18 protein-coding genes and 3 pseudogenes are annotated in these 26,757 nt (G+C 71.6%); 7 read left to right on the top strand and 14 right to left on the bottom strand.

The genetic code is table 11. From position 1 onward, the window contains the following. From ACFVGO_RS36625 to ACFVGO_RS36580, 10 genes and pseudogenes are all read right to left on the bottom strand, one after another. Positions 1 to 420: pseudogene (locus tag ACFVGO_RS36625) on the bottom strand (AAA family ATPase); the annotation flags it as partial. Positions 421 to 470: 50 nt separating this feature from the next. Beyond that, on the bottom strand, positions 471 to 4,139 hold the full coding sequence (locus tag ACFVGO_RS36620) for a WGR and DUF4132 domain-containing protein (RefSeq protein ID WP_380636462.1): 3,669 nt from the start codon (positions 4,137 to 4,139) through the stop codon (positions 471 to 473). A 159-nt stretch (positions 4,140 to 4,298) separates the two neighbouring features. Then, complete coding sequence (locus ACFVGO_RS36615; protein WP_380357136.1) at positions 4,299 to 4,937, bottom strand: helix-turn-helix domain-containing protein; 639 nt, start codon at positions 4,935 to 4,937, stop codon at positions 4,299 to 4,301. Next, positions 4,934 to 6,433: an MFS transporter gene (locus ACFVGO_RS36610; protein WP_380636460.1), complete on the bottom strand. Its 1,500-nt coding sequence runs from the start codon at positions 6,431 to 6,433 to the stop codon at positions 4,934 to 4,936. The genes ACFVGO_RS36615 and ACFVGO_RS36610 overlap by 4 nt, the downstream gene beginning before the upstream one ends. 573 nt (positions 6,434 to 7,006) lie before the next feature. Continuing rightward, complete coding sequence (locus ACFVGO_RS36605) at positions 7,007 to 7,597, bottom strand: hypothetical protein (protein ID WP_359899659.1); 591 nt, start codon at positions 7,595 to 7,597, stop codon at positions 7,007 to 7,009. 16 nt (positions 7,598 to 7,613) lie between these two features. Then, on the bottom strand, positions 7,614 to 8,585 hold the full coding sequence (locus ACFVGO_RS36600) for an aldo/keto reductase (protein WP_380357128.1): 972 nt from the start codon (positions 8,583 to 8,585) through the stop codon (positions 7,614 to 7,616). 623 nt (positions 8,586 to 9,208) lie between these two features. Continuing rightward, entirely contained in the window at positions 9,209 to 9,928 is a 720-nt protein-coding gene (locus ACFVGO_RS36595; protein ID WP_380636457.1) for a hypothetical protein, read from the bottom strand. After that, complete coding sequence (locus tag ACFVGO_RS36590; protein ID WP_380636455.1) at positions 9,925 to 14,265, bottom strand: protein kinase; 4,341 nt, start codon at positions 14,263 to 14,265, stop codon at positions 9,925 to 9,927. Before ACFVGO_RS36590 ends, ACFVGO_RS36595 begins: the two co-directional genes overlap by 4 nt. Positions 14,266 to 14,270: 5 nt before the next feature. Continuing rightward, positions 14,271 to 14,933 (bottom strand): DUF7019 family protein, encoded by a 663-nt coding sequence (locus tag ACFVGO_RS36585; RefSeq protein WP_380636453.1) that lies wholly within the window; start codon positions 14,931 to 14,933, stop codon positions 14,271 to 14,273. 42 nt (positions 14,934 to 14,975) lie between these two features. Further along, positions 14,976 to 15,752 carry a hypothetical protein gene (locus ACFVGO_RS36580; protein ID WP_380636451.1) on the bottom strand — a complete coding sequence of 259 codons (777 nt, stop codon included), beginning with the start codon at positions 15,750 to 15,752 and terminating at the stop codon, positions 14,976 to 14,978. Positions 15,753 to 16,310: 558 nt separating this feature from the next. Here ACFVGO_RS36580 and ACFVGO_RS36575 point away from each other — a divergent pair. Next, positions 16,311 to 16,505: a transposase gene (locus tag ACFVGO_RS36575; RefSeq protein ID WP_380636449.1), complete on the top strand. Its 195-nt coding sequence runs from the start codon at positions 16,311 to 16,313 to the stop codon at positions 16,503 to 16,505. Between the two features lie 93 nt (positions 16,506 to 16,598). Here ACFVGO_RS36575 and ACFVGO_RS36570 read toward each other — a convergent pair whose 3' ends face one another. Then, positions 16,599 to 17,480, bottom strand: coding sequence for a S41 family peptidase (locus ACFVGO_RS36570; RefSeq protein ID WP_359899652.1), 882 nt, complete (start codon positions 17,478 to 17,480; stop codon positions 16,599 to 16,601). A 54-nt stretch (positions 17,481 to 17,534) separates the two neighbouring features. Between ACFVGO_RS36570 and ACFVGO_RS36565 the strand changes: the two are divergent. From ACFVGO_RS36565 to ACFVGO_RS36555, 3 genes and pseudogenes are all read left to right on the top strand, one after another. Next, positions 17,535 to 18,780: pseudogene (locus tag ACFVGO_RS36565) on the top strand (IS701 family transposase). A gap of 540 nt (positions 18,781 to 19,320) precedes the next feature. Further along, positions 19,321 to 19,923: a hypothetical protein gene (locus tag ACFVGO_RS36560; RefSeq protein WP_380636446.1), complete on the top strand. Its 603-nt coding sequence runs from the start codon at positions 19,321 to 19,323 to the stop codon at positions 19,921 to 19,923. A 1,376-nt stretch (positions 19,924 to 21,299) separates the two neighbouring features. Next, complete coding sequence (locus tag ACFVGO_RS36555) at positions 21,300 to 21,509, top strand: DUF6243 family protein (protein ID WP_380636444.1); 210 nt, start codon at positions 21,300 to 21,302, stop codon at positions 21,507 to 21,509. 616 nt (positions 21,510 to 22,125) lie between these two features. On the opposite strand, the pseudogene ACFVGO_RS36550 reads toward ACFVGO_RS36555, so the two are convergent. Beyond that, positions 22,126 to 22,262: pseudogene (locus tag ACFVGO_RS36550) on the bottom strand (exodeoxyribonuclease III); the annotation flags it as partial. A 98-nt stretch (positions 22,263 to 22,360) separates the two neighbouring features. On the opposite strand from ACFVGO_RS36550, the gene ACFVGO_RS36545 reads away from it, so the two are divergent. After that, a complete protein-coding gene (locus ACFVGO_RS36545; protein ID WP_380636464.1) occupies positions 22,361 to 22,690 on the top strand; it encodes a recombinase family protein in 330 nt (109 codons plus the stop codon). 142 nt (positions 22,691 to 22,832) lie between these two features. Here ACFVGO_RS36545 and ACFVGO_RS36540 read toward each other — a convergent pair whose 3' ends face one another. After that, positions 22,833 to 23,399: a TetR family transcriptional regulator gene (locus ACFVGO_RS36540; protein ID WP_224279321.1), complete on the bottom strand. Its 567-nt coding sequence runs from the start codon at positions 23,397 to 23,399 to the stop codon at positions 22,833 to 22,835. Positions 23,400 to 23,714: 315 nt separating this feature from the next. Next, a complete protein-coding gene (locus ACFVGO_RS36535) occupies positions 23,715 to 24,194 on the bottom strand; it encodes a hypothetical protein (RefSeq protein ID WP_380636442.1) in 480 nt (159 codons plus the stop codon). Between the two features lie 79 nt (positions 24,195 to 24,273). On the opposite strand from ACFVGO_RS36535, the gene ACFVGO_RS36530 reads away from it, so the two are divergent. Further along, the gene (locus ACFVGO_RS36530; RefSeq protein WP_359899648.1) at positions 24,274 to 24,690 is read left to right on the top strand and encodes a PPOX class F420-dependent oxidoreductase; all 417 of its coding nucleotides are present in this window, start codon (positions 24,274 to 24,276) and stop codon (positions 24,688 to 24,690) included. A 138-nt stretch (positions 24,691 to 24,828) separates the two neighbouring features. Continuing rightward, entirely contained in the window at positions 24,829 to 26,331 is a 1,503-nt protein-coding gene (locus tag ACFVGO_RS36525; protein WP_380636439.1) for an MFS transporter, read from the top strand. Positions 26,332 to 26,757 lie beyond the last annotated feature (426 nt).

Raw genomic sequence — 26,757 nt, 5'->3', positions numbered from 1 at the left:
CACGGGGGAGCGGGTGGAGGGGCCCGGGGAGAAAAGAATGGCGTAGTTCCACGGGTATTTGAGCTAGTCCGCGGTGGTCGCCGCGCCGCCCTGTACGGTCAGCCGGGAGGTACCGCTGACCGCCGCCGCGATCAGCTCCGACAGCAGCGACTTGGCGGTGCCCGGCTCACCGACCAGCAGCAGGCCGCGGTTGGTGGCCAGGGTCACCAGGGCGCGCTCGACCAGCGCCGGATCGCCGACGAACTTGCGGGCGATGCCGGCCGCCTCGTCGCCGACGATGAACCGGCGGGCGGCGCGCAGGCTCAGCTCCCAGCCCGGCGGGCGCGGGTCGCGGTCCTCGGCGCGCAGCGCCGCCAGCTCCTCGGCGTACCGGATCTCGGCGGGCGGCCGCTGGAGCCGCTCCTCGGCGGTGGTGGTCATGGCGGCCCTCCCGGGGTGGTTCGCGTGGCTGTCGGCGAGGTGGTGCGCCGTCACGGCGTGGTCGGCTCGGTCAGCTCGGTCAGGTCGGCGATCACCTCGGAGGCGATCACCGGGTCGAGCTCGGCGAAGGCCGGCAAGGTGCGGTTGTGGGTCCAGTAGTCGCCCGGGCGGGTGTCGAGCCACACCCTCTCCACCTGCTGCTCGGGATACACGTCGTGCATGCCGACCGCGATGCCGTGTTCCGGTGCGAGCACCACGTAGCGGTCCGGCCCGACCCGGCGGGACAGCCAGCGCTCCACGCCGGCGTCCTGGGGCTCGCCGCGCTGCCAGCCGCGCCGTTCCATGCCGACCAGCCGGGTGGTGGGCAGCACCGGACCGTTCTCGAAGCGGGTCAGGCGGTGACCCGCCCGCTCCTCGTCGGTCAGCGCGTACACCGGGCGGCCGAGCTGGCGGAACGGCTGCAGGATCTCGTAGTCGGCGAACAGCTCCGACCACGCCGCGAGCTCCGCACCGAGCAGCAGCGGGTGGGCCAGCCGGACGGTGGCCCCGGCGGGCAGCACGAACACCTCGTCCGCGACGTCCGCCAGGGTGCGGTCCTCGGCGACCCGGAACGCCGTCGTGGCGCCGTCCGCCTCGGCCAGCCACACCAGCCGGCGCACCAGGTGCCACAGCAGCGGATGCCCGACGAACAGCTGGTCGAACTCCTCCGCCGTCCATGAGCGTTGGGTGATCATCGCCTCCTCCAGCCGGCGGATCTGGTCCCCCGCCACCGTGCGGACGTCCTTCTTCAGCGCGGCGAAACGCTTGCGCTCGGCGGGCGCCAGCTCGGCGTCGTCCCTCACCCCGGGGACCGGCAGGTCCTTGCGGCGGGCGCCGTCCGCGTCACGAACGTACGGCTTGAGCTGCTCGTCGAAGCCCACGGTGAACGTCCGGCTGCCGTAGTCGACGACGGTGGTGCCATCGGCGTCCAGCCCGAAGTCCGGCACCAGACGGTCCGACAGCTGCTCCCCGGACAGGCCGAGCCCGGCCGCCACCTCGGCGATCTTCTCCTGCGCCCGCGCCTTGAGCGCCTTGAACTTCACCCGCTGCGCGATGCCGTGCAGGTGCAGCAGGGCCACGTCGGTGCCGATCGCGGCCAGCACCTCCAGGCCGTCCACCGCGCGGTGGTGCGCCCCCTCGCCCGGCCACGCCCGGAGCACCGGCGTCAGCCGGCGGACCGTCCCGTCGTCACCGAGCCGGCCGAGCGCGTGCAGCGCCCACCCGTCCTCGGACGGCATGCCGGCCATCCGCCACTGCTCGAACACCGCCCAGCCGAAGGCCGTCAGCGACTGCGGCTCGCACACCTCCGCCACCTGGTCGAGGCCCGGGTAGAACGCCCCGGGCTTCGACAGTGCGAGCATGGTGAGCACGTGCCGCACCGACTCGACGGGCAGCGCGCCCTCGCCGCCGCGCACCAGCAGCTGCGGCAGCATCATCGGCTCGGCCCAGTCGCCGAGCTGGGGCAGCTTCGCCGGCAGCAGGTTCACCAGCGGGTCGGCCGACAGCAGCGCGCCCACCACCTCCTGCGCCTGCGGCCCGTACTCGCCGGCCACCGCGTGCACCGCCGGGGCGCCGTGCGCGGCGGCGATCAGCCGCAGGGCGTGCTCGGCGTTGCGCCGGGCCGCTCCGGCCTTCCCGGCCGCGGCCGGAACCAGCAGCCGGGCCGCGTCCAGGCCGTGCCGGACGAACCAGGAACGGGCGGTGTCCCCGGCCGACTTGAGACGCACCAGCCAGTCCGCCATCGTCTCGGCCACCCGGACGTCCAGGTACGGCAGCAGCAGGGACGCGTGCGCGGCCGGGTTCTGCAGCGCGGTGGCCCGTATCGGCCCGAGCGCGTCCGGCCCGAAGCGGGCGGCGACCCGGCGCAGCGCGCCCGTGGCGTCCCAGATGTACTCCTCGCCCCGCCACTGCGCGATCAGCGGACGGCCCAGCTGCTCGTCGCCGTACGCGAACAGCGCCAGTTCCTCGTGCCGGTTGGAGTAGTGCCGCGCGGCGTCGGACTGCCCGTCCCCGGCCCGCATCGTGCCGGCGATCCGCTGCCAGTCGGCGTCCGACCAGCTCGCGTACCAGGACTCGGAGACCGCCCACGCCTCCCGCTCGCCCGGCAGCCACCGCAGCCGCGTCTCCTGCGGCGCGGTGAGGCCGGTCAGCACGCGGGGCCTGGCCGTGGAGCGCGGCCGGGTCCACGGCGGGCTGGTGAACAGCTCCGGCAGCGAACCGGCCGGGACGTCCGGCACCCGGTCGCCCGGATCGGTGAGCGGCCCGACCAAGGCTGCCTGCTCCGGCGCCAGCTCCGGCAGCAGCTCGACCGCGGTCGCGCGGTGGGCGGCGACGTGGGCGGTGAGGAGCTGACGGGCGAGCCGCTGCGCGGCCGGATCGGTGGACGCCGCCGCGGCCTCCGCGAGGAGGCGCAGCGCACGCCGGGGGAAACGGCGCATGGCCGCCACCAGGGCTCCACGGGCCGCCTTGCCGTTCTCCTGATGGGCCAGCAGCCCCCGAAAGCCCTGGTCGGAGGGAAGCTCGGCGATCGCGTTCAGCAGCTGCTTCTGCTTGTCGCTGTAGAGGTGGTTGTTGGCCAGGGCGTGCAGCAGCAGCGGTGCGGCGCCGCCCTGGAGACCCTCCGCCACGGTCGCGATGATCTCGGTGGACCAGCCGTCCCAGCCCAGGCTCGGCAGCTGGGGGAGCTTCTCCAGCGGCTCGGCCGAGGAGAGCGAGCACAGCAGCATCGACCACTCGGCCGAGTCCAGCCGCGCGCCCGACGTCACGCACTCCTCGGCCCAGTCGGACTCGGACGGCACCAGGTACGCCGCCGCCACCAGGCGGGACAGGTCGGTCCGGCATCCGGCCAGGGCCTCGACCGCCGTGCGGTGGGTCTCCTCGTCGCACGCCGCCAGCAGCGACCGGACACGATCCGCGGCGGGGCGGTACGCCGCCACCGCCCGGGTGGCCGCGCGCCGGACGCGCGGGTTCACGGCGCGTGAGCCGTTCCAATCGGTCTTGACGGCCACCGTGAACAGCTCGGCGGTGGCCCTGGCCGCGAACGGCAGGCCGAACTCCGCCACCCAGGCGTCGGCGGCCGTCCGGACCTTGTTGTCGGCGGAGACCGCGAACACCGCGGCCAGCACCGCCGCGCCGACCGGGTTCCGGCTGCCGGAGCGGTGGGCGCGGGCGGCCTCCACCAGGTCCGCGTCGCTGAGGTTCGAGGTGAGCGCCTGCTCCAGCCAGTCGTCCATCCGCCGCAGCGAGGCGTGGTACCCGTCCACGGCGTTCTTCGCCGCGGCGGCCGGCGGGCGGGAGACGCCGCCCCGGCGGGGGACCAGGGCCCTCCGCCAGGCGTCCGGCAGGACGAAGGCGTCCTCGTCGACCGGGACGTCCGGCAGCTCGGGGGCGGCGGCCGGCGGGGTCGCCGGGGCCTGCGGGGCCTGCGGGGCCTGCGGGGTCGACGCGCCGGGCCGGGGGACGGGCGCCGCGCCGGCGGTGGTCTCCCGGTAGCCCTTGCGCTCCTTCTCGGCGACCGTCCTGGCGAAGTGCGCCTGCGCGGCCTCCGCGGTCGGGAACTCCTTGCCCTGCTCCCGCCCGGCGGTGCCGGACCGGCCGTAGCGCACGGTCACCGCGGCACCGTCGACCGCGGCCTCCCAGAACTTGTCCGAGCCGCCCTCGACGAACTCCCAGCGCCGCACAGCTCCGCCCCTCTCCTCGATACGTTTGATCAGGGAAGGAACAGTAGCGAGGCCCACCGACAGGCCGACCGCCGGAGTGCTGTCGCGGCGGCCCGGCAGGCCGCCCACGGCGGGGTTCGGAGCGGCGGGGGAGCGGCGGGGTCCGGAGCGGCGGACGGTCTACCGGGCGGGCCGGCTCGCGGCCAGCAGGTCGTGCAGGAGGGGGAGCAGGTCCTCGGAGTCGGCCTCGGCGAGCTCGCCGAACGCGCCGCTCGTGCGGGCCAGGACGATCCCGGCGAAGGCCGCGGCCGCCAGTTCGGCCCGCAGCCGCGGCCGGTCGGCCTGTTCGGCGGTGAAGCGGTCCTGCAGCGGCCGCACCAGCCGCTCGTGGAGGTAGGTGCGCGCTGCCCGCTGCACCTCGGTGTTGTCGCCGGGCAGCACCGCGGCCTGGAAGGTCGGGCCGGGGCCGCGCCGGGAGAAGCGTTCCAGCAGGCCGCGCAGCCGGTCCTCCTCCAGGAGGTCGGCCGGTGCCGTGTCGCCCAGCTCCATCTGGACGGCGGCCAGGTAGAGCTGCGTCTTCCCGCCGAAGTACCGGGCGATCAGCGCCGGGTCGACGCCGGCCCGGTCGCCGATCTCCCGGATGGTGGTGCGTTCGAATCCACGCTCGGCGAAGAGTTCCGTCGCCGCCCGGACCAGGAGGTCCCGGCTGCGGGCGGCGTCGCGGCGCCGGGGTGCCGCGGGCTCCGGTCCGCCGCCGTTCGCGGCGGCGGACCCGCCGGCCTCGGGGGCTGCGCCGGCCTCGGGGGTGGCGTCGGTCACCGCTCTGCCCCGGCCCGCAGGACGGTTGCCTCGCTCCCGCCGACAACCATGTCGTCGATGCTCTCTTCCACGATCAGCCCCTCGTCCACGCGCGCACCCTTCCGGGAGCCGGTCGCGGCACCGAGCCGCGGCAGGACGATCGTAGCCAGGCCGATCACCACCCACACCGCGCAGCCGATCAGCGCCGCGTCCCGGTAGCCGCTGTCGGTGGGCAGCTGCCGTCCCGGCGCGGTGTGCGCCTGGAGCACGGCGCCGCACAGCGCGCTGCCGGTGGAGTAGCCGACGTAGCGCAGCACCTGGTTGAAGCTGACCGAACTGCCGACCTCGTGGGCCGGCACCGCGTTGACGATCAGCCCGGGCATCACGGCGAAGGTGCAGCCGACGCCGAGTCCGGCGATCGCCATCACCACCATGAGTTCCCAGAGGTGGTCGCGGGCGGACAGGAAGAGCAGCACCGACACCAGCGAGACCGCGCAGCCCAGCGGGAGCACCAGGGCGGAGGAGGTGCGCCGGGCGAGCCCGGGGACCACCTTGCTGGACAGCAGGCTGGCCGCCGAGAACGGCAGCAGGACGAGGCCGGCGACCACGACCGAGGCGCCGAGGCCGTAGCCGGCGGAGGTCGGGGTCTGGACGTAGCGGATCACCAGTGACATCAGCAGGTACATCCCGACGCCGGCGACCAGGCCGGCCACGTCCGCGGTCAGGACGACGGGGTTGCGCAGCGCGCGCAGGTCGACCAGCGGGTGGGCGGTGCGCAGCTCGTGCCACAGCCAGCCGGCCAGCAGCAGGAGGGAGAGGACCGCCACCGTCCGCAGCCGGGCGCTGTCCCAGCCCCAGGTCTCGCCCTCGCTGAGCACGAGCAGGAGGCCGACCAGGGCCAGGCCGAGCAGCACCGCGCCGGGCACGTCCAGCGGGCGCCTCTCGCGGTCCCTGGTCGGGGGCAGCACCAGGGCGGCCAGCAGCAGGGCCAGGGCGCTGATCACGGCGCCGAACCAGAAGCCCGCGTGGATGCCGAAGGACTCGGCGATCAGGCCGGTGATCGGGTAGCCGAGGCCGACGCCGGCGACGGTGGTGATGGACAGGAGCGCGACCGCCGAGCGGGAGGCCGCGGGGCCGAGGCTGTCCCGTGCGGTGGCGATGGCCAGCGGGGTGAGTCCGAGCCCGACCCCCTGCAGCGCGCGCCCCGCGACCAGCCAGCCGAAGCCGAGCGGCAGCGCGGCCAGCACGCTGCCGAGCACCACCACGGCGGCGGCGGTGAGGGTGACCGTACGGCGGTGCGGTCCGTCGCCCAGACGGCCGAGCACCGGGGTGGTGACCGCTCCGACCAGCATGGTGATGGTCAGGGACCACTGGGCCTCGGAGAGCGAGACGTGGTCGACGGCCGCGATGGTGGGGATCATCGGCGCGCCGAGACTGCTGATCACCGCCACCACTGCGCTGAGGAACACCAGGACGGGCACCAGCGCCCGCTCACGGCGCGTCGACAGGGTCTCCATCGGCGTGTCCTTTTCGTCGGAGATCGAGTGGTCGAACCGGGGGCTGGAAGTCCCCGGAATCCAGCCGTGTCCGATGGGAGGTGCCACCCGTTGTCATCATGCGATGTCATCACATGATGACATACTCCGGCCGTCGAACCCCGGGCGGAGCGGCAGCGGACGGCGCGGACACAGCGGTGGCGCGGCGGTGGTGCGGATCGGCGCACGTCACCGGTGGTCCTGATCGGCGCCGGCCCGAAAGGCGGAGGAGGACTGCTGCCCGGCCGGAAGGCACGCGTGTGACGATTCCGCCCGCTGACCGACGATCTCCGCGAAGGTCATCCGCCCATGACCAGCGTGAGTCCACCGACATCGGGGCGCGCCGGGCCCGCGACCTGCGGCTTTCTGTTGCGCGCGGCTCAGTGGGTTCGTGTGCCGCCCAGTGTGATGGTGTGTGGCACGCGACCGCCGCGGCAACGGGGTCCGCCCCGGCGGTACTCACCCGGGGGTGGACCGGCGGCCCCGCCCCGGTCACCTCCGCGAGCGTGACCGGGGCGGAGTCCCGCCGGCGGCGGGGGGTGAGCCTGCCGTTCCTCAGGACACGCTGAACCTCAGAAGGAGGCGGGGGCACGGCGCCGCGACCTCGTCCTCAGGAGGAGGGCCCCATGCCGCGAGTGCGGCGGAAACCCCCTGCGGGCCGGATTCCAGATAGCAGATCATGTTCACCGGGTACCGGCTGTTGTCGAACATGTAGCGGTCCATCGGCGTCGGCTCCTCGCTTATTCGCAGCCCGCGCTCTTCGGGTGGGCCGATCCGGTGCCAGTCGGGATGCAGATGGATGGAGCCCAGGATCTCGACCCCGTCACGGTCCGCCTGCCGGTGAATACGAAGCAGATCCTGCGAGCTGCACCAGAATCCCCGGCGGGGGTTTCGGTAGGCGCTTCCGAAGCACGGCTCTATGGAGCGCGAGAACTCTTCGAGCGCCATCGGGTCGGTGGCACGGACGTTGGTCGCGAACTGGACCGAGGTGATGGCCGCGACACCGTCGTCGACGGTGCCGAGCAGGAGGGCGAAACAGGAGGGTGGTTCCTGCGGGGTACAGGCCTCGTATTCATCGCGCGCTACTGAGATGAACGACTTGAGGGCGTCGAATCCGATCAGGGAGGTGTGGGGGGTGAGGGTCACGGCGGCTCCTCCTCCTTCAGCCGACGTGCGCATGGTGGTCCGCCGCGGTGGTCCGTGAAGCGAGATCCAGCGAGCGAACCTCGGCCGGGGAGAGTTCCAGGGTCGCCCCCGGGGTCAGTTCGGCGAGCTGCTCGGGCGTCCTGCTGCTGGCGAGCGGAGCGACGACATGGGGCTGCGCCCTCAGCCAGGCCAGGGCCACCGCGGCGGGGGCGGTGCCGTGCTCGGCGGCGATCGTGTCCAGCGTCCGGAGCACCGCGCGGCCGCGGGGCGTTTCGCCGTACGGTTGTGCCGCGTCGCTGCGGACGCTGGGAACGGCGGGTGCGCCTTCGCGGTACTTGCCCGTCAGGAAGCCCTGTGCCAGGGCGAAGTACGGGACGCAGGAGACGCCCTCGCGCTCGCAGACCGGGGCGATCCCACTCTCGAAGGGCTCGCGTTCCATGAGGTTGTAGGGAGGCTGGACCGCCACGTACGAGGCGAGCCCCGAACGCTTCGAGACCTCAAGGGATTCGGCCAGCCTGGGGCCGCTGATGTTCGAGGCGCCGATATGGCGCACCTTTCCTGCCGTGATCAGCGTGTCGAGTGCGGCGAGGGTCTCTTCGAGGGGAGTTTCCGGGTCGTCCGCGTGCGTGTAGTAGAGGTCGATATGATCCGTCCGCAGACGGCGCAGGGATTCCTCCACCGCCTGGTGGACGACCTTCGCCGTGAGCCCGGACAGTCCGTTCAGTCGGCCCACCTTGGTGGCGATGACGAAACGGTCCCGCTGACCGCGCGCGGCCAGCCATTTGCCGAGGATGGACTCGGACTCCCCGCCGGTGTTTCCGGGGGCCCACTGGGAATAGGAGTCGGCGGTGTCGATGAAGTTCCCGCCCGCGGCGGCGTAGGCATCGAGGACGCGGAAGGACGTCCGCTCGTCGACGGTCCATCCGAAGACGCTGCCGCCGAGGCAGAGTGGAAAGACGTCGAGCTCGGAATGTGCGATGGCAACCAATGGACGCTTTCTGGTTCTTACCGGATTCGGTGGTCGATTCCGGTGCGGAGGGTGTGGCACGGGGGGCGTGGCTCGGCGCGACTTCCCACGTCGCTCCCACCTGAGGGGTCGGCTGACGCCCCCGCCAGCAATTTCCAATGAATTGCGCGCACTTGACAGTCAGTCAGTGCGGGAACCGATACTACCTTCGGTCCGACGCCATGCCGAGGCGTCGGCCGGATTCCGTCGTGGTCGGGGGGTGCGCCTGCGCCGTCGTTCTGCGCTCGAAACGCTCGACGGCGAGGCCGCCCCGGTGGTTACCGGGCCGAGGCGGGTCGCGGCGGGTCGCGGCCGGGGCTTCCGCAGGTCGAGGGGCATTCCTGGACGTAGTCCTACCTGCCCGTCAGTTGTTCGGGCCGTACACCATCGTCACCGGCGCGTGGCCGGCAACCGTCGGGCTGCGCCTGACGAAGGTGAGGCAGGGGTACGGCTGGGGTCGAGCCGTTGGTGGCCACGTGGATTGACGATTGGCCTCACACCTGAGCAGCCATCAGATGGTCAACGCGCCAGCGGATGGACACCTTTTCAGCCGGGGCCGGCAGCCGCCCGCCCGACCTCGTTCGCCGGGTTCAATGCGGCCAGCCTCAGCCCGGCACCTCCAGCTCGACATCGCCGATCCGCAGGCCCAGTCGGCGGTGGAACCGGGCCCCGGTCCTTCGGGCGCCCTTCAGGTTCTTCGCGAAGGCCTTGCGCTGCGCCGGGCTCGCGGAGCGCCAACGCAGCTCAAAGACCGGGCGTACCGGCGGGATGAGTTCCCGCACCCGTTCGTCGACCCCGGCGAGGCGGTCCTCGTAGCCGTCGTCCGGCCGGTACACCAGATCGAGGTCGACCGACGGCTCGGTGCCACCGGCCTGGTAATGACAGGTCGTGAGCCATTGGGTGATGTAGTCGAGCGCGATCCGCACAGAGGAGGAGATCTGCTCCTGCCACTCACCGAGGTAGGGCGCGTTCACCGACTCCGCGGTCACCTCCTCCGGCATCACGATCAGCCCGCGTACGGCGGTACCGAGCAACTCGACGTGGATGCGCGGCCACAGGCCGCTCGCGTCGATCCGGAAGGAGGGGAAGTGCCCCGCTATGCCGATCCCCGTCCGTAGGTTGGCCCAGTTCATCGCGTCGACCGGTAGCCGGTCGGGCGTGTACGGGCCGGCGGTCCGATGCCCCAGCTGACTGGCGCGCATCATGAACACGGCCTCGAACTCGTCGCCCCGCAACGTCATGCCGACGGGGAAGAACGCCCCGATCTCGCCCATGAACACCTTGCCGATGATCAGGGCTTCGATACTGGACCCACCCGGGTTCATCGCCACCTCCTCCATCGCCGCGGTGCCCGCTTCTCCGGCGCCTGACCGCGTACGCTGTCCAGCTCGGCCCGCACGGCGAGCGTGTCCGGGTGGCCGTCGCCCAGCCGCAGCCTCCGTTTCGCCCACACCTCGCGCAGGACCGGTTCGGCGTCGCCCGGCCGTCCGAGCCGGTGGTGCACCCGCGCCAGCCCCACCCGGGCGTCGAGCGTCCGTCCGTCGTCGCGGCCGAAGCGCTTCACGAGCCGGGGCAGCAGATCGGCGTACACCCGTTCCGCCTCCGCCTGCTCGCCGCTCGCCGAGAGCAGGGACGCGAGCCTCGCGGTCGCCTCCAGGGTGGCCGGGTGGTCCGGCCCGAGGTCCTGGGCGCGCTCCCCGGTCACCGCCCGGACCAGCGCCAGCGCCTCCGGCACCCGGTGTAGATCGGTGAGGACCCCGGCCCAGCCGAGCATCGCGCCCTGGGTCTCGACGTGGCCGGCGTCCCAGAGGTGGGAGCGGACGTCGACGACCAGTCGCCAGGCGTGCTCGGCCGCGGCCAGGTCGCCCTCGCGATGCAGGAGCAGGGCGGCCTCAGCGAGTGTGACGAGGTCGTCCTGGAGCTGCTCGGTGAAGACGCCGGTCCAGAACCCCTCGGACCGGTTCAGCTCGGCCTCCGGCCGGAGCAGCAGCGCGAGCCCTTCGGCCGTGCTCGGTGTGTCGGTCGGGTCCCGGCTCGCCGCGTCCTTGGCCACGCCGTGCCGGTACAGCGAGTGGCCGGTCTCGGTGCGCGAAGAGATCTTGTCCAGTTCGCCGACGAGTTCCAACGTACGGGTGGCGGCCTGACCTTGCCGGCGACCGAGGCGGGCGCATGCCTCGGCGAGCGCCGGGCGGCTGTCCGCACGGGAGGGCATCGGAACGGCCACCTCGGTCCGCAGCTCGTCGAGCACGGGCTCGGCCTCCAGCTGGGAGCCGGTCGCCGAGTCGAAGTCGTACTCCCAGTCCAGGGCCCAAGTCAGCAGGCGCCCGCGCTCCTCGCCAGCGAGGAGCAGGGCACCGTCGGGGGCCAGCTCGACGCGCGTGACCGCACCCGAAAAGCCGGTGAAGGACCGCAACTGACTGCCGGTCGCCAGGTCCCACAACCGGGCTGTCCGGTCCTCCCCGCCCGTCGCCGCGAGCCGGAAGTCCGGTGTGACGGCCAGGGTCAGCACGGGGCCGGTGTGCCCGGCCAGGACCCGGACGCAGCGAGCGGCGGCGACGTCCCAGAGCCGGACGGTGCCGTCCGCCGAGCCGGACAGCACCTGCCGCGCGTCCGGGCTCGGCAGGACGTCGACCACGGCGTCCGTGTGCCCGGTGAGCACGGCCTCGCACTGCCCGTCGGTGGTTCGCCAGACCCGCACGGCGGCATCGGCGCCACCGGTCACCACGAACCGGCTGTCGTCGCTCAGCCGCGCGGCGCCGATCCACTCCTGGTGCCCGCCCAGCACCCACCGGAGCTCGCCGTCGCACAGGTCCCAGATCTTCACGCTGACGTCCTGGCCGCGCGAGATCCCGTAGCGGTGATCGGCACCAGCGGCCACGTCCAGCACCGCCCCCGGGTGCGCCTTCCAGCGCCCGATGGTCCGGCCGCTGCCGATGTCCCAGGCCGTGACCGCGCCGCCGGCGGTTCCCGCGAGAGCCACTCGGCCGTCCCGGCTGACCGCGACGTAGTACACGCGGTCGCGGGGATTGGTGAACAACTGGACGATCCGCCCGTCGCGCGGATGCCAGGCGACCACCCGGCCGTCCTCGCCTCCGGACACCGCGAGCCGGCCGTCGGCGGTCATCGCCACGGCACTGAGGAGGCCAGTGTGCAGGCTGAGCGTGTGCAGCAGTTGCCCGGTCCCGACGTCGAAGACCCATGCTTCGGCGTCGTTCCCGTTGCGGGCGAGCACGATGGGGCTGCAGCCGCTGAACTCCAGGGCCCACGACCGGCCGTCCTCCAAGTTGATCCGGCCCGCGGTCCAGGCGTCGGCGAGCTCGGTCCGGCGGCCGAGGGCACCGAGCCGTCGCCAGAGGCGCACCGCATCGGCGTGGCGCCGGTGCCCGGGCAGCGCGCGGGCGGCGCGGATCCGGGCGGCCGCGTCGCTGGGCCGGCCGGCACCGGCCAGCGCGGCGGCCTCCGCCAGCAGTTCGGCGGCCCGCGCGGCGATGGCCGCGATGGCCGGGGCCTCGTGCGGGCGGACGTAGCTCCACGGTGCCGACGGCCCCGCGGGCGGCAGCTGCCACACTCGCACCGACTTGCCCTCGGCGGTCACGGCGACCCGCCCGGCCGCGCTCAGTACGACCTCCTTGGTGTCGGGCGCCGGGTCCAGGGACAACCGGCACCGGCCGGTGTCCAGGTCCCAGACGCGTGACGGCTCGTCGCGGCCGCCGCTGGAGAAGCCGACCGTGCCGTCCTGGTTGACGGCGATCCGGCCGAAGCCGGTCTTCAGGCTCCGCTGGGTCTCGCCGGATGCGAGATCGACCAAGCGGACGTCGGTGCTGCCGAGGCCGATCGCGGCGAGGCGGCCGTCGCCACTGAACCGCGCTCCGCTCAGAACGCCGTCGAACCGGTGCACCAGCTCGCCCGTGCGGACGTCGTACACGGAATGCGTGCGGCGCCGGTGGTCGATGACGGAACACAACGTGCCCTGGGCGCCGAGGACGTCCGCCTGCCGCTCGAACCGCCGGACGTCCAGGGCCTGGCCCGTCCCGAGGTCCCAGGTGACAGTCTCGCCCTCCAAGTCGCTGGTGACCACGTGCCGCTGGTCCGCCGTCAGCGCGGCCAGGGTCACCCGACCGAGGTTGCCGGGAAGCTCGAAGCCGGCCCCGGCTTCGAGGTCGAGCACGAGCGCTCCCCCGCTTCCCCCGGCGACGACCAGGAGCTGTCCGTCGTCGCGCACCGCCAGGGTCGAGGCCAGGTATCCGTCCAGCCGCAGCTGCTGCCGACACTCGCGTGCCGGGACGTTCCAGACGCGCAGCCCACCGGAGCGGTCGGCCGAGACCGCGACCCGGCCGTCGGGGGTCAGCGCGAGGGCGGCGATCCAGTCCTCGTGCTCTTCCGGCAGGACGGACTGCGCGGGCGAGGGCGCAGACTCGACCGACGCGAGCGCGGCGGCGACCTGCGGGTCGCCAGGCATCCGGGCAGCCGCCTCCCGCAGCAGCGCGGCCGCCGCGACCGGGTCGCCGCGTTCCCGGTGCACCAGTGCGAGCAGATACGCCCCCGCACCGTCACCCGGATCCCCGAACCGCACGGACTCCAGTTCGTCGACCAACTCGGCATCGGTGATCACCCCGGTCCGCCACCGGTGCAGGCCGCGGTTGTAGCGGGCGTGCGGGTGGTGCGGATCCGCTCGCAGGGCCCGGGCCCACAGCTCCTCGGCGCTGTCGCGACGGCCGAGGTCCAGCATGGACAGCGCGTGGTTGGACAGGCCGTCGGCGAGCAGGGTGGCCGCTGCCGGGGCACGCCGGGGGTAGGGGCCGACCTCTCGCTCGTGGACTCGGACCAGGCGCTCCGCGAGCGGCCCGAGACGGTCCGGGCGGGTGGCCGGGTCCTCGGCGAAGCACTCGCGAAGCAGGTCCGCCACCTCGGCCGGCAGCGGCGCGAGCGCGTCCGGGGCCCCGACCCGGGCGAAGTCGGCGAAAGCGGCGCCGGCCTCGGTCCCGTCCGCCACCGGTGGCCTGCCGAGGAACATCTCGAACACGGTAACCGCCCAGGACCAGACGTCCGTGGCCGTCGTGAGCCCGCCCGGCGAGCGCGCCTGTTCGGGCGAGCAGTACGCGGGCGTCAGGCCGCCGCGGCTGACGAAGGAAGCGGCGTCCCCGGCGCCCTCCCCGGTGGCCATATGGGCCCGGGCCATGCCGAAGTCGGTGACCTTGACCGTGCCGTCCCGGGTGAGCATCACATTGGCGGGCTTGACGTCCTGGTGCACGACCCCGGTCGCGTGCGCGTGGTCGAGCCCCCACGCGGACTGGATGGCGACGTCCAGCAGCGATCCCAGGGGGTCGTTCCGGTAGAGGCTCCGGCTCCGGACGGCTTCGGCCAGGCTGCCGCCGTCCGCCCACTCCGCGAAGACCCGGGGCACGCCGTCGACGGTCCGGACGTAGACGCAGTTCGCGATGTGCGGGTGCAGGCCCAGCCCGACCCACACCTCGGCCTCCCGTGCGAAGTCCCGGATCGCGTCCAGCGAGCGGACCAGGGCCTGGCGCGGGGTCTTCACCGCGAGGTCGATCTCCCAGCCGCGGTGCCGGACCCGGTGCACCAGTCCCATGCCGCCGGTGCGTACCACGTCCAGGACCTCGTAGAGGTCGAGGACCACGTCGCCGCGGCGCCAGGTCGCCATCGCCGTCAGCCGATGGTGGCCACGTACACAGGTGTCCCGAGCAGCACCGACCTGGCCGTTCCGTCCGGGCTGTCGCCGTGCAGCAGGCGTTTGGCCACGAACTCGACGTTCTGCGTCGGCCAGCGCAGGCTCGCCACGGCGCCCTGCACCCGGGCGAGCGCGGCGCGGTCGGCCCGGTCGACGTCGCCGTCCACCGCGTCGGCGACGTACTCGTCCTCCAGGTCCGAGGTGGCTCCCAGTCCGTCGAGCATCGATGACATCATCGAGCGCCCCACCCCGCGCGCCTCGGCGTCCGGGACGGAGTCGCACACGTGCTTGTACGAGCCGCCCAGCCCGACGACGGTGTCCTCGCTCCGCCCGCCGAAGAACACCAACGAGGAGGTGGGATCACCGGGGAACGCGCCCCAGCGCATCGGCAGCATCCCCCAGAAGAACTGGCCCGGCTCGTCCACCGAGCCGAGGTCACCGTGATCGCGCAGGTACTCGACGACGGCCTCCAGCCGGCGGATCCGGTCATCGGACGGGCCCTGGGTCGTTCGCTTCGCCGACAGCACCGTGAGATTCACGCCCAGCTCCGTCTGGCGCTTCGCCCCGAACCCGGGGTCGATCTGCGGCAACAGCATGTCGACCTTGCTGTCGCTGACGTAGACGTAGTAGCTGAACGACATTTCCCGTCCCCTCCCGGCCGTGGCTCTGTCCCAGCGTAGCGACTATCCATGGCGATCCGTCAGATTCTCCGGGCGGGCACCGCGGGACCGATGGCGCCGCGCTGCTCGAACGTCCCGGCCGCCGACCTGGGACCACGGATCCTCGCCTTCGCTGATCGGCACCGCTTCGCACCCCTGGAGCCGAGGGGAAGGTCGCCCGGTGCGCCGGGGCCGCTCGCCGGGGCCGCTCGCCGGGTCGGCGGAGCGGACGCCGCGGAACTCGTCGACCGCGGTGTAGTCGTGCTTCGAAGGCGGCCGGAGGAAGGCGACGTGGTCAGGGGGCCCTGGAGGTCCAGGGGCCTGGCGTCGTACCGCACGGCGCCGGGGTGAGGTGGTGGAGGCGGCGGGGTGGGGGATGGAGGCGCGGGCTTCGGCGGCTCGTTGGCGGCGGGTGTCCAGGTCGTCGGCGTACCAGGTGTCGTGCAGGGCGCCGGGGTGGTCCCAGGTGCCGTTGATGAGGTCGAGGGCGGTGTTTCCGGCGCTGCGCTGGAACTCCGCCTTGATGGCGGCCTGTTGGAGCGCGGTCTGGATCGCGGCGAGGTCGAGGCGGGTGATCAGGACGCTAGGGGTGTTCGGTTCGCGGGTGGGCAGGGGGGCCTTGGGGAGTGGGGAGACCCCGGTGTCGAGGCGGCCGAGGTTGTCGACGGTCGCGTTCTGGGCCTCCCTCGACATGGTCTGCATCTCCTGGTGCAGCCAGTAGAACTCGTCGAGGTCGGCCTGGGTGACGCGTATCCGCTGGTACAGGGCCTGGAAACGGGGGTCCCGGTGGAGCGGGAGCATGGCGGGTACGCGGGATGAGCCAGCGCGTCGTCGCGAAGCATCGGGGCTGGAGCCGCAACACCGTGCACCGCTAAACCGACACGTCCAACGCCTTCGTCAGGACCTTTAAGCCTGCGCCCCGGTGCGACATATCCCGATGCAGGACGTCGTTGACCATCGGGGCTCGACTTGGCTCGTCCTGGTCGCCGGGCCAGGCTGTCCTGTCCCTGATCGCCCTGCAGCTGAACCCCTGGCTGGCATGGGTCGATAAGGTCGGCAGCGTCCTGCGAGGCCGCGTCACCAAGCTGGTCCCGTTCGGCCTGTGCGTACGCTGGCCGCCCGATCGTGACTGTTGCAAAGCGACGCTTTCCCGGAAGAGAAGCTGACTTCCACTCAGAGAATGGCGATCACCGCGTAGCCCCATTCGCGGGGGACGTGGCAGCTGCGGTCATCGCTCCCGGCAGGTCGCGTGACGACCGCAGCAGCCGACGCCATTTGCCCGAACTTCGCAAAAACTCAATGGAGTTGGTCGCGGTCGAAGAAGGCTGATACCGGTGCGTGGTCGCTCCAGCGTTCGGCATGGGAGGCGGGGCGTTCGACGTAGGCCCTGACGCAGGTGTTCGCGAGCGCTGCGGCATCGACTGGGCCGAGAACCACCACGACATCGCGCTGGTCGATCAGGACGGCACCCAACTGGCCAAGCTGAGGATCAGCGACGAAAGCGCCGGCTTCAATGCTCTGCTGGAGCTGCTGGCCCGCTTGGGGGGGATCTGACGGACGCTCATATCCCGTCACGGGATGATCCACTTCGGAAACACACCATAGCCAATCCCCCGGCTGCTCAGGACCGAGCAGCCGGGGACTCAACTACGCGCGAAGGTGTTCCAGCGCCTTCTCCAGCGCGTCCTCAGCGGCAACCGCCACGTCCGGCTCGACGCCGACGCCCTCCCAGTTGGTGCCGGTGACCGGATTGATCGAGCGGGCCGCCGGCACGGTCACCGTCACATGCGGCGCAACAGGAATCCGAGCCGTCGGGTGGGCGCCACCACGCGTCGTCTGCCCGACCAGCGTCGCACGCTTGAGCACCTTCAGGTTGTATGACAGCTCCTCCCCACCGGAGAACGTGAAGTCGCTGGTCAGCACCGCCACCGGCCGGTCCGAATAGCGTGGCGCGGCGAGGTGCCCAAGGGTCCAGTACTGGCGGGTGGAGTCGGTAGCCCGGTCATAGATGTCGTTGAGGTGCACCTCGTCGTCAGCGAAGAAGTAGCTGCACCACAGCTGCACGCCCTCCGGCGAACCGCCGCTGCACTGCCGCAGGTCGATGACCAACGCCTCGGTGGAAGCGACCAGTTGCATCGCGGCCGCGATCGCGGGACCGCCCACCCCGGCCGGGGGAATCATGCGCAGATCGAGGTAGCCGATGTTGCCGTCGAGCTGCTCCGCCCGCCGGATTCCGTAGTTCTTCTCCCGTGCGTACCGCTCGAACCGGGCCCGGGCGACGTCCTCCGGCTCCTCGTCCATCGACTGCGGCTCCTCGCTCCACAACAGCCGCAGGTGCTTGTCCGGACACACCCCCTGCAAGTCCTCCGTGACCCGCTCGCACAGCCCCCGCTCGTCCAGGCTCTCATAAGCGCCTTCCGCCAGCCGGTTCCGGATTGCCACTTCAATGGCCGCCGCCTTCTCGGGGAACACGTAACCAGCGGTGATCCGGGCGAGGGCGGCGTCGAGTATCGCTCCATGAGTGATCATTCGCGCGATCGTAGGTCAAGGCCGAACCGATGCCCAGCGGTTTCTCGGCGCTGGGTGGCAGGGGTCGCGCAGTCCTACGCAGTTGTGGAACCTCGTCGCCGGGCGCGGGCGTTCGTGCTGGGGCTCCTTGCGGACCTGCCGAGGAAGAACTGCTGGACGATCGCCGAGCACGCCGGTGACGCGAGTCCGGCCGGCATGCAGCATCTGCTCAGCCGGGCGTCTTGGGATGCCGACCAGATCCAGGACGAGATACGGGACTTCGTGGCGGACCACCTCCGCGACGAGGACGCTGTGCTGGTCGTCGACGAGACCGGGGACCTGAAGAAGGGCACCGCGAGCGTCGGGGTACAGCGCCAGTACACGGGCACCGCGGGACGGATCGAGAACTCCCAAGTGGCTGTCTACCTGGTCTACTCAGCCTCGGCCGGGCACGCCGCCATCGACCGCCGCCTCTACGCCCCCCCGCTCCTGGACCCAGGACCCGACCGGTGCCGGGCCGCCGGCATACCCGACGGCCTGAAGTTCGCCACCAAACCCGCCCTGGCCACCGAGATGATCGCCAAGGCCCTGGACGCCGGTGTCTCGGCCGTATGGGTCACCGGCGACGAGGTCTACGGCGGCGACCCACACCTGAGCGCCGAGCTGGAAGGCCGTCAGATCGGCTACGTCCTCGCCGTCTCACGCAGGCGGCCGATCGCCACCCGCGCGGGTGTCTTCCGCGCCGGCGCGCTGGCCCACGGCCTGCCGAAACGTGCCTGACAGCGGCTGTCCGCGGGAGCCGCGGCCAAGGGCCACCGCTTCTACGACTGGGCCCAGGTCGACATCGACAGCCTGCCCGGGCGCCCCGGCCAGCGGTGGCTGCTCGTCCGACGCAACCGGCGCACCGGTGAACTCGCCTTCTACCGCTGCTACTCGCCCCGCCCGATCCCGCTCACCACGCTGGTCAAGGTGGCCGGACGCCGCTGGACCGTCGAGGAGAACCTTCCAAGCCACCAAAGGCCTGGCCGGACTCTACGAGCACCAGGTCCGCCGCTGGACCTCCTGGCACCGCTGGACCACCCTGGCCATACTCGCGCACGCCTTCCTCACCGTCACCGCCGCCATCGAACGGGCCACGAACATAGCGGCGGCCGACCTCAGCCCGCTGACCTGCAACGAGATCCGACGCCTGTTCGCAGCCTTCTTCACCCAACCCGTCCGCGACCTCGCCCACTGGCTCCGCTGGTCGGAATGGCGGCGCCGGCACCAAGCACGCGCCCGCACCGGCCACTACCAGCGGCAAGCAGCCCAAAAACTATGAAGATCAAGATCTACAGCTGGAGTACTGGCCTCTACCGTCGGCTGCTGGTAGCACCGCCGTGGATGCCCTCGACCGCGAGTGGGCCACCCTGACACTCCGGAGTGGCCACCCTCCGGGCCCCAGTCGGGCTGGGACCCGGTTCTGGAGCGGTACTACATCGCCCTGGAGTGGGTGGAGCGCAGCCTGAAGGACGATCTACAGGCTCGTCGGCTGGGACGCCCACTTCGAGAAGATCGTGTCACCACCTTGTGACAGTCAGCGATGATCAAGGAGCGGCACAGGATCGGGCCCACCGGCCGGGACCGCGTGGCGAAACCCCGGACGGGCATCGCTCCGGGTGAGAGGTTCGCCTGTTCGGCTCAGCGAGGATGACGGCCAGGAGACGGCGCCCGGAGACCTTCCTACCGTTGGACCCCGGGAGGCTGCATCCCCGCGGAGCCCGGCCGAGGACCTCTCGCCCGTCGGCCACCGCTCACGCCGAACCCGGCAGTCGACTTCCACCGTGACCACGCAGGGTCCGGGTCGAAGGAGATGAAGGACATGAACACCACGCGCACCGCCCGCACGCCCACGGCACCCGCACTGAACGGGTGCCGGACATCATGCCGCCGCCTTCGGGCACGGATCGGGCTCGCCGCGACCGCCACGGCCCTGTCGCTGCTGCCGATCGCCCCGTCAACCGCCAGCGCGGCACCCCACCTCCCGCTCACACAGATCGTGCGGGAGGCCAAGGTGAAGGCGCAGCAGGAGCACCCCGGCTCGCAGTTCTACGACGCGGACGCCGTCCTGCTGACACCCACGACCAACCCCAATGACGTCCAGGCCTGGTGGATCCGCTTCCGGGCCAAGGACTCGGAGCCGTCCTTCGAGTACAAGTACTCGACCACCGGTCAGTACCAGAGCACGCAGCGGTGGAGCGTCCCGATCGGGCTCCAGGCCATCTCCCCGTTCACCATGACGGAGGTCCAGGCCCACGATCTGGCCGTCAAGGCCGGGCACACCGGCGCGTTCAAGCCCCTGTACCTCAATGAGCCCGTCGTGCAGAACCCGCATCCCACCTACTACTTCTGCATTCCCAGCGAGGGCAGGACGGTGGCGGTGGACACCGTGACGGGCCACGTCACCACGCCGTGGTCGTGCTAGTGACCACGGTGTGAGCCCTGTCCGGTGGCCGTCACCCAGCGGGGGTGACGGCCACCGGCGGCTGGCGATCCTTGCCCTCCGCCCGCTCGGTGCCGCCGACCGGGCGGGCGACAAGGGTCGCTGGCCTGGAGCGCGAAGGGCCGGCTGCCGCCGGTCAGCCGGGCCCGGGTGCGAGCGGGGCCGTGCCGGTTCGGCCGGTCGCCGCGGATCCGCGCCGGCCGTTGCGGCCAGCATGCTCTGTGTCGCCGGCATCGCCCCGGTGGCGCTGTCCGGGACCGCCCACGCGCAGGGCACCTGCACGGTCTCGGGCCCCACCACCACCTGCACGTTCGTTCCGCGCGGCCAGCCACTCCCGCAGGTAGTCCGCCACGGTGGTACGACGCTCCTCGTACGTCCCGCTCAGCTCACCGTCCAGGACCGCCGCCAGATCCTGCGCGGCCTCCGCCTCCGTCGCGAACCCGCCACGGTTCCGGGTGCGCCGTCTGCCGTCCTCCGGAGCCAGGTCGACGCAGTACGTCCACGACCCGTGACCCGCCTCCTGCAGCAACCGCGCACACCACGCACCCAACTGCCGCCCGTGCCCGTCCTTGCACCCGCACCGCCGGTACACCCTGCCCCGCTGCGCACGCTGTCCCGTGTGCTTCTCCTTCTTGAACGTGGTGACTCTGGTCCAAGGCTTGCCGTTCGGCCGGGCGTGGCGGCAGAGCGTGCGGGGCTGTGCGCGAGGCACGTCAGAACCAGCCGGCGAGGACACGCTCAAGACGACACACCGTCCGGAAGATCACCATCAGTATCTGGTGGGTGGTCGCCCCTGATCCGCCCGGGCTGGCGAGTGGCAGCGAAGGGTGTCCCGGTCGGTCGGCAGGCGGTGTGGGATCCCAGATTCCGTGTCCTCTCCCCATGGGCGATGTCCACCGCGTGGCCAGAAGGACGCGGGAACGGAAACCGGCAGGTGAATCGCCGCTGCCCGAGCCAAGGGTTGTCCCGCAACGGCGGGACGCACGTGAGATGACCTCTCATGCCGTCAGTGTGCTCGCGACCACTGGCAGCGCTCCCGCGGCCCGGCAACGCCCATCTGGACACGGCGGGCGGCGACGACCGGCGGGTGCTGGCGGGTGCTGGCGGCGCTGGGATTCCGAAGGAACCGGCCGGCCCCGGGCGCTCGCCGAAGGCCCGGCCGACGAGGGGGCGGCGAAAAGGTTGGTGTGCAAGGCCGACGGAACCGGGTAACGTCTTGGTCATGTTCTTCCAGACCCCGATTTACGAGTGAGCGCGTGATGGGCCCCCGCTGACGTCCTTCGACGTCGCCGCCCATCCCTCACCGATGAATCCGTAGATCACTTCACTTCACTTCACCACCGGGAGAACCCACGACCATGAGCAAGAACATCAACAACCCCGTGGGCATGGGCGGCGGCCAGCGCAAGAGGCAGTCCCGCGCCGAACGGCAGAACAACGGTCCGCACCGCAACCTCGACCGCCAGGGTGCAGCCGACCAGAAGGCGGAGCTGGTGCGCAAGATGCGCGAGAAGGCAGGAACGGCTGAGGGCGCCGGGCAGGCGGGCAGCGACTCCGTACAGGGCTGACGCACCGCCGCCGCAGCGCGGCACCGCACGGGGCAGGGCTCGGACCGCGACGCGTGGTCCGAGCCCTGCTGCCGTACCGGGCGCGGCCGGTTCCGCTCAGCTCTCGGCCGACCACCCGCGTCTCAGCTCAGCCGACCACCCGGGGCAGCCGCAGAATCGGCAGCCCCGTCACTGCCACCACCCCGAGCTGCACCAGCAGCTCAGCACGTCCCCGTGCCCAGCCCGGGCAACACCGCAGCCGGCGGCGGCAGAGGATGTGGACACGGCCGCAGGACAACACTGGTGGACACCTCGGAGGGACAACCGCGAAACCCGCTGGCCAGAACGACTCCGACGGACAGGCCGATGCGGCTGGGGGGCAAGGGGTTGCGGGCGCTGGCCACATCTAGAGGGATGTTCGGGTCTGGATCGTCGGGGGAGCCGATCTGGGGCGGACAGGTGCGTCGCTTGTGGAAGCAGGGTCACGTGAATCGCTTTGCTGAAAAATCCACTGCGGGAGTGCCGTGCGACTTCCTTCGCCGCTGGCGTATTTGCTACCGAGAGGCGGCCCCGACGTGTGGAATGGCTGCGGGTCGGGGACGCCTCTTGATTCTGTCGAACTACCCGTTTCTGCGGACTAGTTGCTCAGATCGAACACTGCCGTGACCGGTGCGTGGTCGGACCACCGCTCGGCGTGGGACGCGGCGCGTTCGACGTAGGCCTCGACGGCTTTGTCGGCCAGGGTTTTTGTAGAACAACCAGGTCGATGCGCCAGCGGAACGACACCTTTTCGAAAAAGGTCCACCCGTTCGAGTGCGGCCTGTTCGAGGGTGCTCGCTGGCCTGGGCGGTAGGGGACCTCGTGTGAGCATCATGACGGCTTCGGTGCCGGTTCGGGCGGTGGTGGGTTCGCGTGTGTCGGACACGCACGGGGACGAGGGCAAGGTCTCGCACCTGGTGCAGGCCGAGTCGGCGACGCGGCATGCGCTGTCAAAGGAGTGGGAGGTTGTCGGGTCGTTCGAGGACCTGGACGTCTCGGCGGAGATCACTCCGTGGAAGCGTCCGGACCTCGGGCCGTGGCTCACCGATCGCCAGAGCGAGTGGGACGCGTTGGTGTGGGCGAAGGCGGACGGGGCGTTCCGGTCGGCCAAGGACTGTGCGGACGTGGCGCACTGGGCGGACCCGGCGCTCCGGCGCCCGTGAACGCACCGCCCTGACGCCGGCACGGCAATGTAGCGGGTCAGGTGCGCGCATCCCGACCCATCCCCGCCGCGTGACCCGGCAACCCGGCGAACGTGTGCGGTCACCGCGGTACGTGGCGGAGGCGAGTGATGCACGCCGCCCCTCACAGGAGGCGCCGTACGGCCTCCATGATCGCGTTCCGGCAGTCCTCCGGGTCCGACGCCAGGACAGTCGTCGCCGGCATGCTCGCGGCATTCGTCGGGCTCCAGGCCGAGGCGATGGCCAGGACGAGGGTCAGAAGTGTGGCCGGGGTGAAGCCCGGTGTGCCCACTCCGCCCTTCCGAGCCGCTTCCAAGGAGGCGAGCTTGTCGTCGTGGGTCTGCTTGGCGACGGCAGGGTCCCGTTCCACGGCAGTGCCGCGTTCCAGTCGGTGCCAGGTCGCCAGGCGGAGCACCTCGGGGTGCTTCTGGTAGAAGTCGAACAGTCGCCCGGCGTAGCCCGGCAGGTCGTCAGGCGTGAAGGGCACCATGTCGAGGCCGCGCCCGAGGTGTGCGTCGAAGACGGCGTCGAAGAGCCCGTCCTTGTTGCAGAAGTAGACGTAGATGAGGTTCTTGTTCGCCGAGGCGACCTTGGCGATCCGGTCGACGCGGGCTCCCGCGATCCCGTACGCCGCGAACTCCTGGGTTGCTGCGTGGAGGATGCGCGCCTTCGTGGCCTCGGCTCGGGACATGGGAGTCATGCTAACAGCGCCTACTGGATCTTGCCGGGGCGTAGGACCCGGTGCCCTCGCCAGGTGAGCGCGTTCGCCGCTGGAACCACGGTGGATTCGTTTGAGACATGAGGCGATTCGTTCGGGAGTCCCGTCGGTGGTCTTGCTCCGGGTGAACCGGTGAGGGGGAGAAGTGCCTCGCCGGAACGGTGAGTTGTCACCGCCCGACGATGACCGGGCCGACGGTAGGCGCGATGCGCAGACCCACGACGAGGCAGGCCGGGGGCCGCGGCGACGTGCTCCTCGCGATCAGGGACCGGTACGCAGCGTGTGTCGTCACCGCAGTCCGAAGGCGTCGATCACTGCCTCGGAGGCGAGCAGCATGACGGTGCACCACAGGGTGACACCGGCCATCAGCCAGCCGATCAGCCGCCACCGGGGCAGGCCCAGCGCCGTGCCAAGCATGGCCGATCCCCAGGTGCCGAAGAGCGCAGGCCCGATGATGCCGAAGCCGATCACGCCGTACCGGTTCACCAGGCGCCGGGCCCGTCGGCCGGTGGGGCCGTCAAGGCGGTTGCGGCAGTTGCGGCGGTTCTCGGGCGGCGGCCCGGCGGTGACGGGCCGCCGCTTCGAGCGCCAGAGCAGCCAGCGGGTACGCAGCCACCCGGCCGCGAAGACGGCGGACAGCAGGCATCCGGCCGCGCCGAGGAGTACGGCGACGAGCGCGACGGGCGGGGGGAGGGAGGAGAGGCCGAAGGGTACGGCCGGGGTGCCCAGGGCGAATCCGGCGAGCACGGCCAAGGCGAAGTTCAGCACGCAGCACTCCTCATCTTGGGGACGGGCGCCACGTCGGTTCGCGGCGACAGTGAGTTAACTAACCAGTTACGCTATCGCGGTGACCACCTCACCATCCGCCTCAGCATCCTTGCCGGGCAGTTCGGTTGAACGACTGGCGGCATCCAGGTACGTACTTCTCACGACGTTCCGCCGGGATGGGCGGGCCGTGCCCACTCCGGTGTGGGTGATGGGGGACGGGGACTGCCTGGCCGTGTGGAGCGCGGCCGACGCCGGCAAGGTCAAACGGATCCGCAACAGCGGCCGAGTGACCGTCGCCCCCTGCAACTGGCGGGGAGTCCCGAAGGGGGAATCCGTGCCCGGTGTCGCCGAGTTGCCCGCCGACCGGGACACCGTCCACTACCTCGACCTGATGAAGCGCAAGTACGGCCTCGTCGCGCGGGTCGGCTTGCTGGGCAGCCGACTGAAGGGGTCCGGGTGCCGCGCGGTGGGCATCCGGATCCGACTCGCGGAGTGACCCTCGCGGACCTCCGTCGCATCCGGCCATCGCTCTTCGCCCGAAGTCGTGTTGACGGACCGTCGGATCTCGGGCAGCCTTGCCTCGGAATATTAACCATCCAGTTAGTCAATCTATTTCGAACGGAGTGGTACCGCCATGTCGGCATCCACCACTGAGCTCACCGGCATCCCGCCCGAATCAGGACCCCCATCCCCGCGGTCCTCGCTGCGGTGGTGGGCGCTGGCCGTGATCGGCCTGGCCCAGTTGATGATCATGCTGGACGCCACCATCGTGAACATCGCGCTGCCGTCCGCCCAGGCCGACCTGGGCTTCTCCGACAACGACAGGCAGTGGGTCGTCACCGCCTACGCACTCACCTTCGGCAGCTTGCTGCTGATCGGCGGGCGTGTCGCCGATCTCTTCGGCCGCAAGCAGGCCTTTCTCGCGGGTGTCATCGGATTCGCCGCCGCCTCGGCGCTCGGCGGAGCCGCCGGCAGCTTCGAACTCCTGGTGCTGGCCCGGGCGATCCAGGGCATCTCGGGTGCCCTGCTGGCCCCGGCGGCCCTCTCCCTGCTGACGACCATCTTCACCGACGTCAAGGAGCGGGGCCGGGCCTTCGCGATCTTCGGTGCCATCGCGGGCGCCGGCGGCGCGCTCGGCAACCTGCTCGGCGGCCTGCTGACCGAGTACCTCACCTGGCGTTGGACCCTCTACATCAACCTGGCGTTCGCAGCGGTGGCGCTCCTGGGCGGTCTGCTGTTGATCGAGCGTCAGTCGCGGGCGGAGCAGCGCCCCAAGCTCGACGTCCCCGGTGCGGTACTCGTCACCCTGGGGCTCTTCGGCCTGGTCTACGGGTTCTCCAACGCCGAGTCGCGCGGGTGGAGTTCTCCCGCCAGCTGGGGTCTGCTGGTCGGAGGCCTCGCCCTGATCGCCCTCTTCGCGTACTGGCAGTCGACGACGGCCGGGCCGCTGCTGCCCCTGCGCATCCTCCTCGACAGGGATCGAGGCGCCTCCCAGATCGCCATTCTGGTCGCCACCGGAGGCATGTACGCGGTCGCGTTGTTCCTCGCCTACTACATGCAGCAGACGCTCAAGTACACCCCGGTCGAGGCGGGGCTCGCCTTCCTGCCCATCCCCGCCGCACTGGTCGTTGCCTCCGCCTTGGCCGTGGGGGTCCTGATGCCCCGAATGGGGCCGAAGATCGTGATTCCCCTCGGGATGGCGCTGCTGGGCGTGGGCATGGTCTGGTTCACCCGCCTGGATCTGGACAGCACCTACACGGGAGGCATTCTGCCGCCGCTGCTCGTCCTGGGCCTCGGTCTCGGCCTGGTCTACGCGCCGGCGATCGACCTGGCCACCTACCGGGTTCACGAGGATGACGCCGGGGTGGCCTCCGCGGCGGTCAACACCTCGCAGCAGATCGGTGGTTCGTTGGGGATCGCCGTTCTCAACACGCTCGCGGCGACCGCCGCGGGCAGCTATCTCAGCAGCCGGCAGGCCACGCCCGAGGTGATCGCCGGGGCGGCGTTGCACGGCTACTCCACCGCGTACTGGTGGGCGGCCGGCCTCGCGGCCGTCGGGCTCGTCGTGACCTTCGCGCTGTACCGTCCCGGTGTTCGGGAGAAGTCCCCCGACGCGGTGAAGGCCGTCGCCATGTGACACCTGCTCCACGAAGTCCCTCCATCCTTGAATCGCAAGCAGCCCCCGGGGCCGCGCCGCGCCCCTCGGGGGCCGGTCGCCGCCCCGGGGGCTGCTTGGTCGGGCCGCCCTTGAGCAACTGATGGCGGAAGCCGAGTACGGCACCCGCAGTCCTCCCCGGGCTCCGGGGGCGGCACGGCACGAAGCCGCCTCGGCCCGACGCCCGGCAGGACGGTGCGTAGGGCCTGTCCGGCGGAGTGCGCCGCGGTGGTCTCGGCGCCGAAGTTCACCGGCACGTCGATGAAGAGCTCCTGGCCGAGGGCCTCGTGGGAGCGGGCCTGCTCGCCCGTGGCCCGCAGGACGGTGACGCTCTGGCGGCCGTCCTCAGGCGGGGAGAAGACGAAGCTGTACGCCACGTCGGATCGGTGTCCCCCCCCTCCTCCGCCC

This window comes from Kitasatospora sp. NPDC057738, assembly GCF_042798815.1.
In the GTDB taxonomy this organism is placed as follows: domain Bacteria; phylum Actinomycetota; class Actinomycetes; order Streptomycetales; family Streptomycetaceae; genus Kitasatospora; species Kitasatospora lactacystinica.
The sequence above is the reverse complement of the archived record's forward strand: the minus strand, read 5'-3'. Positions and strand labels throughout refer to the sequence as shown.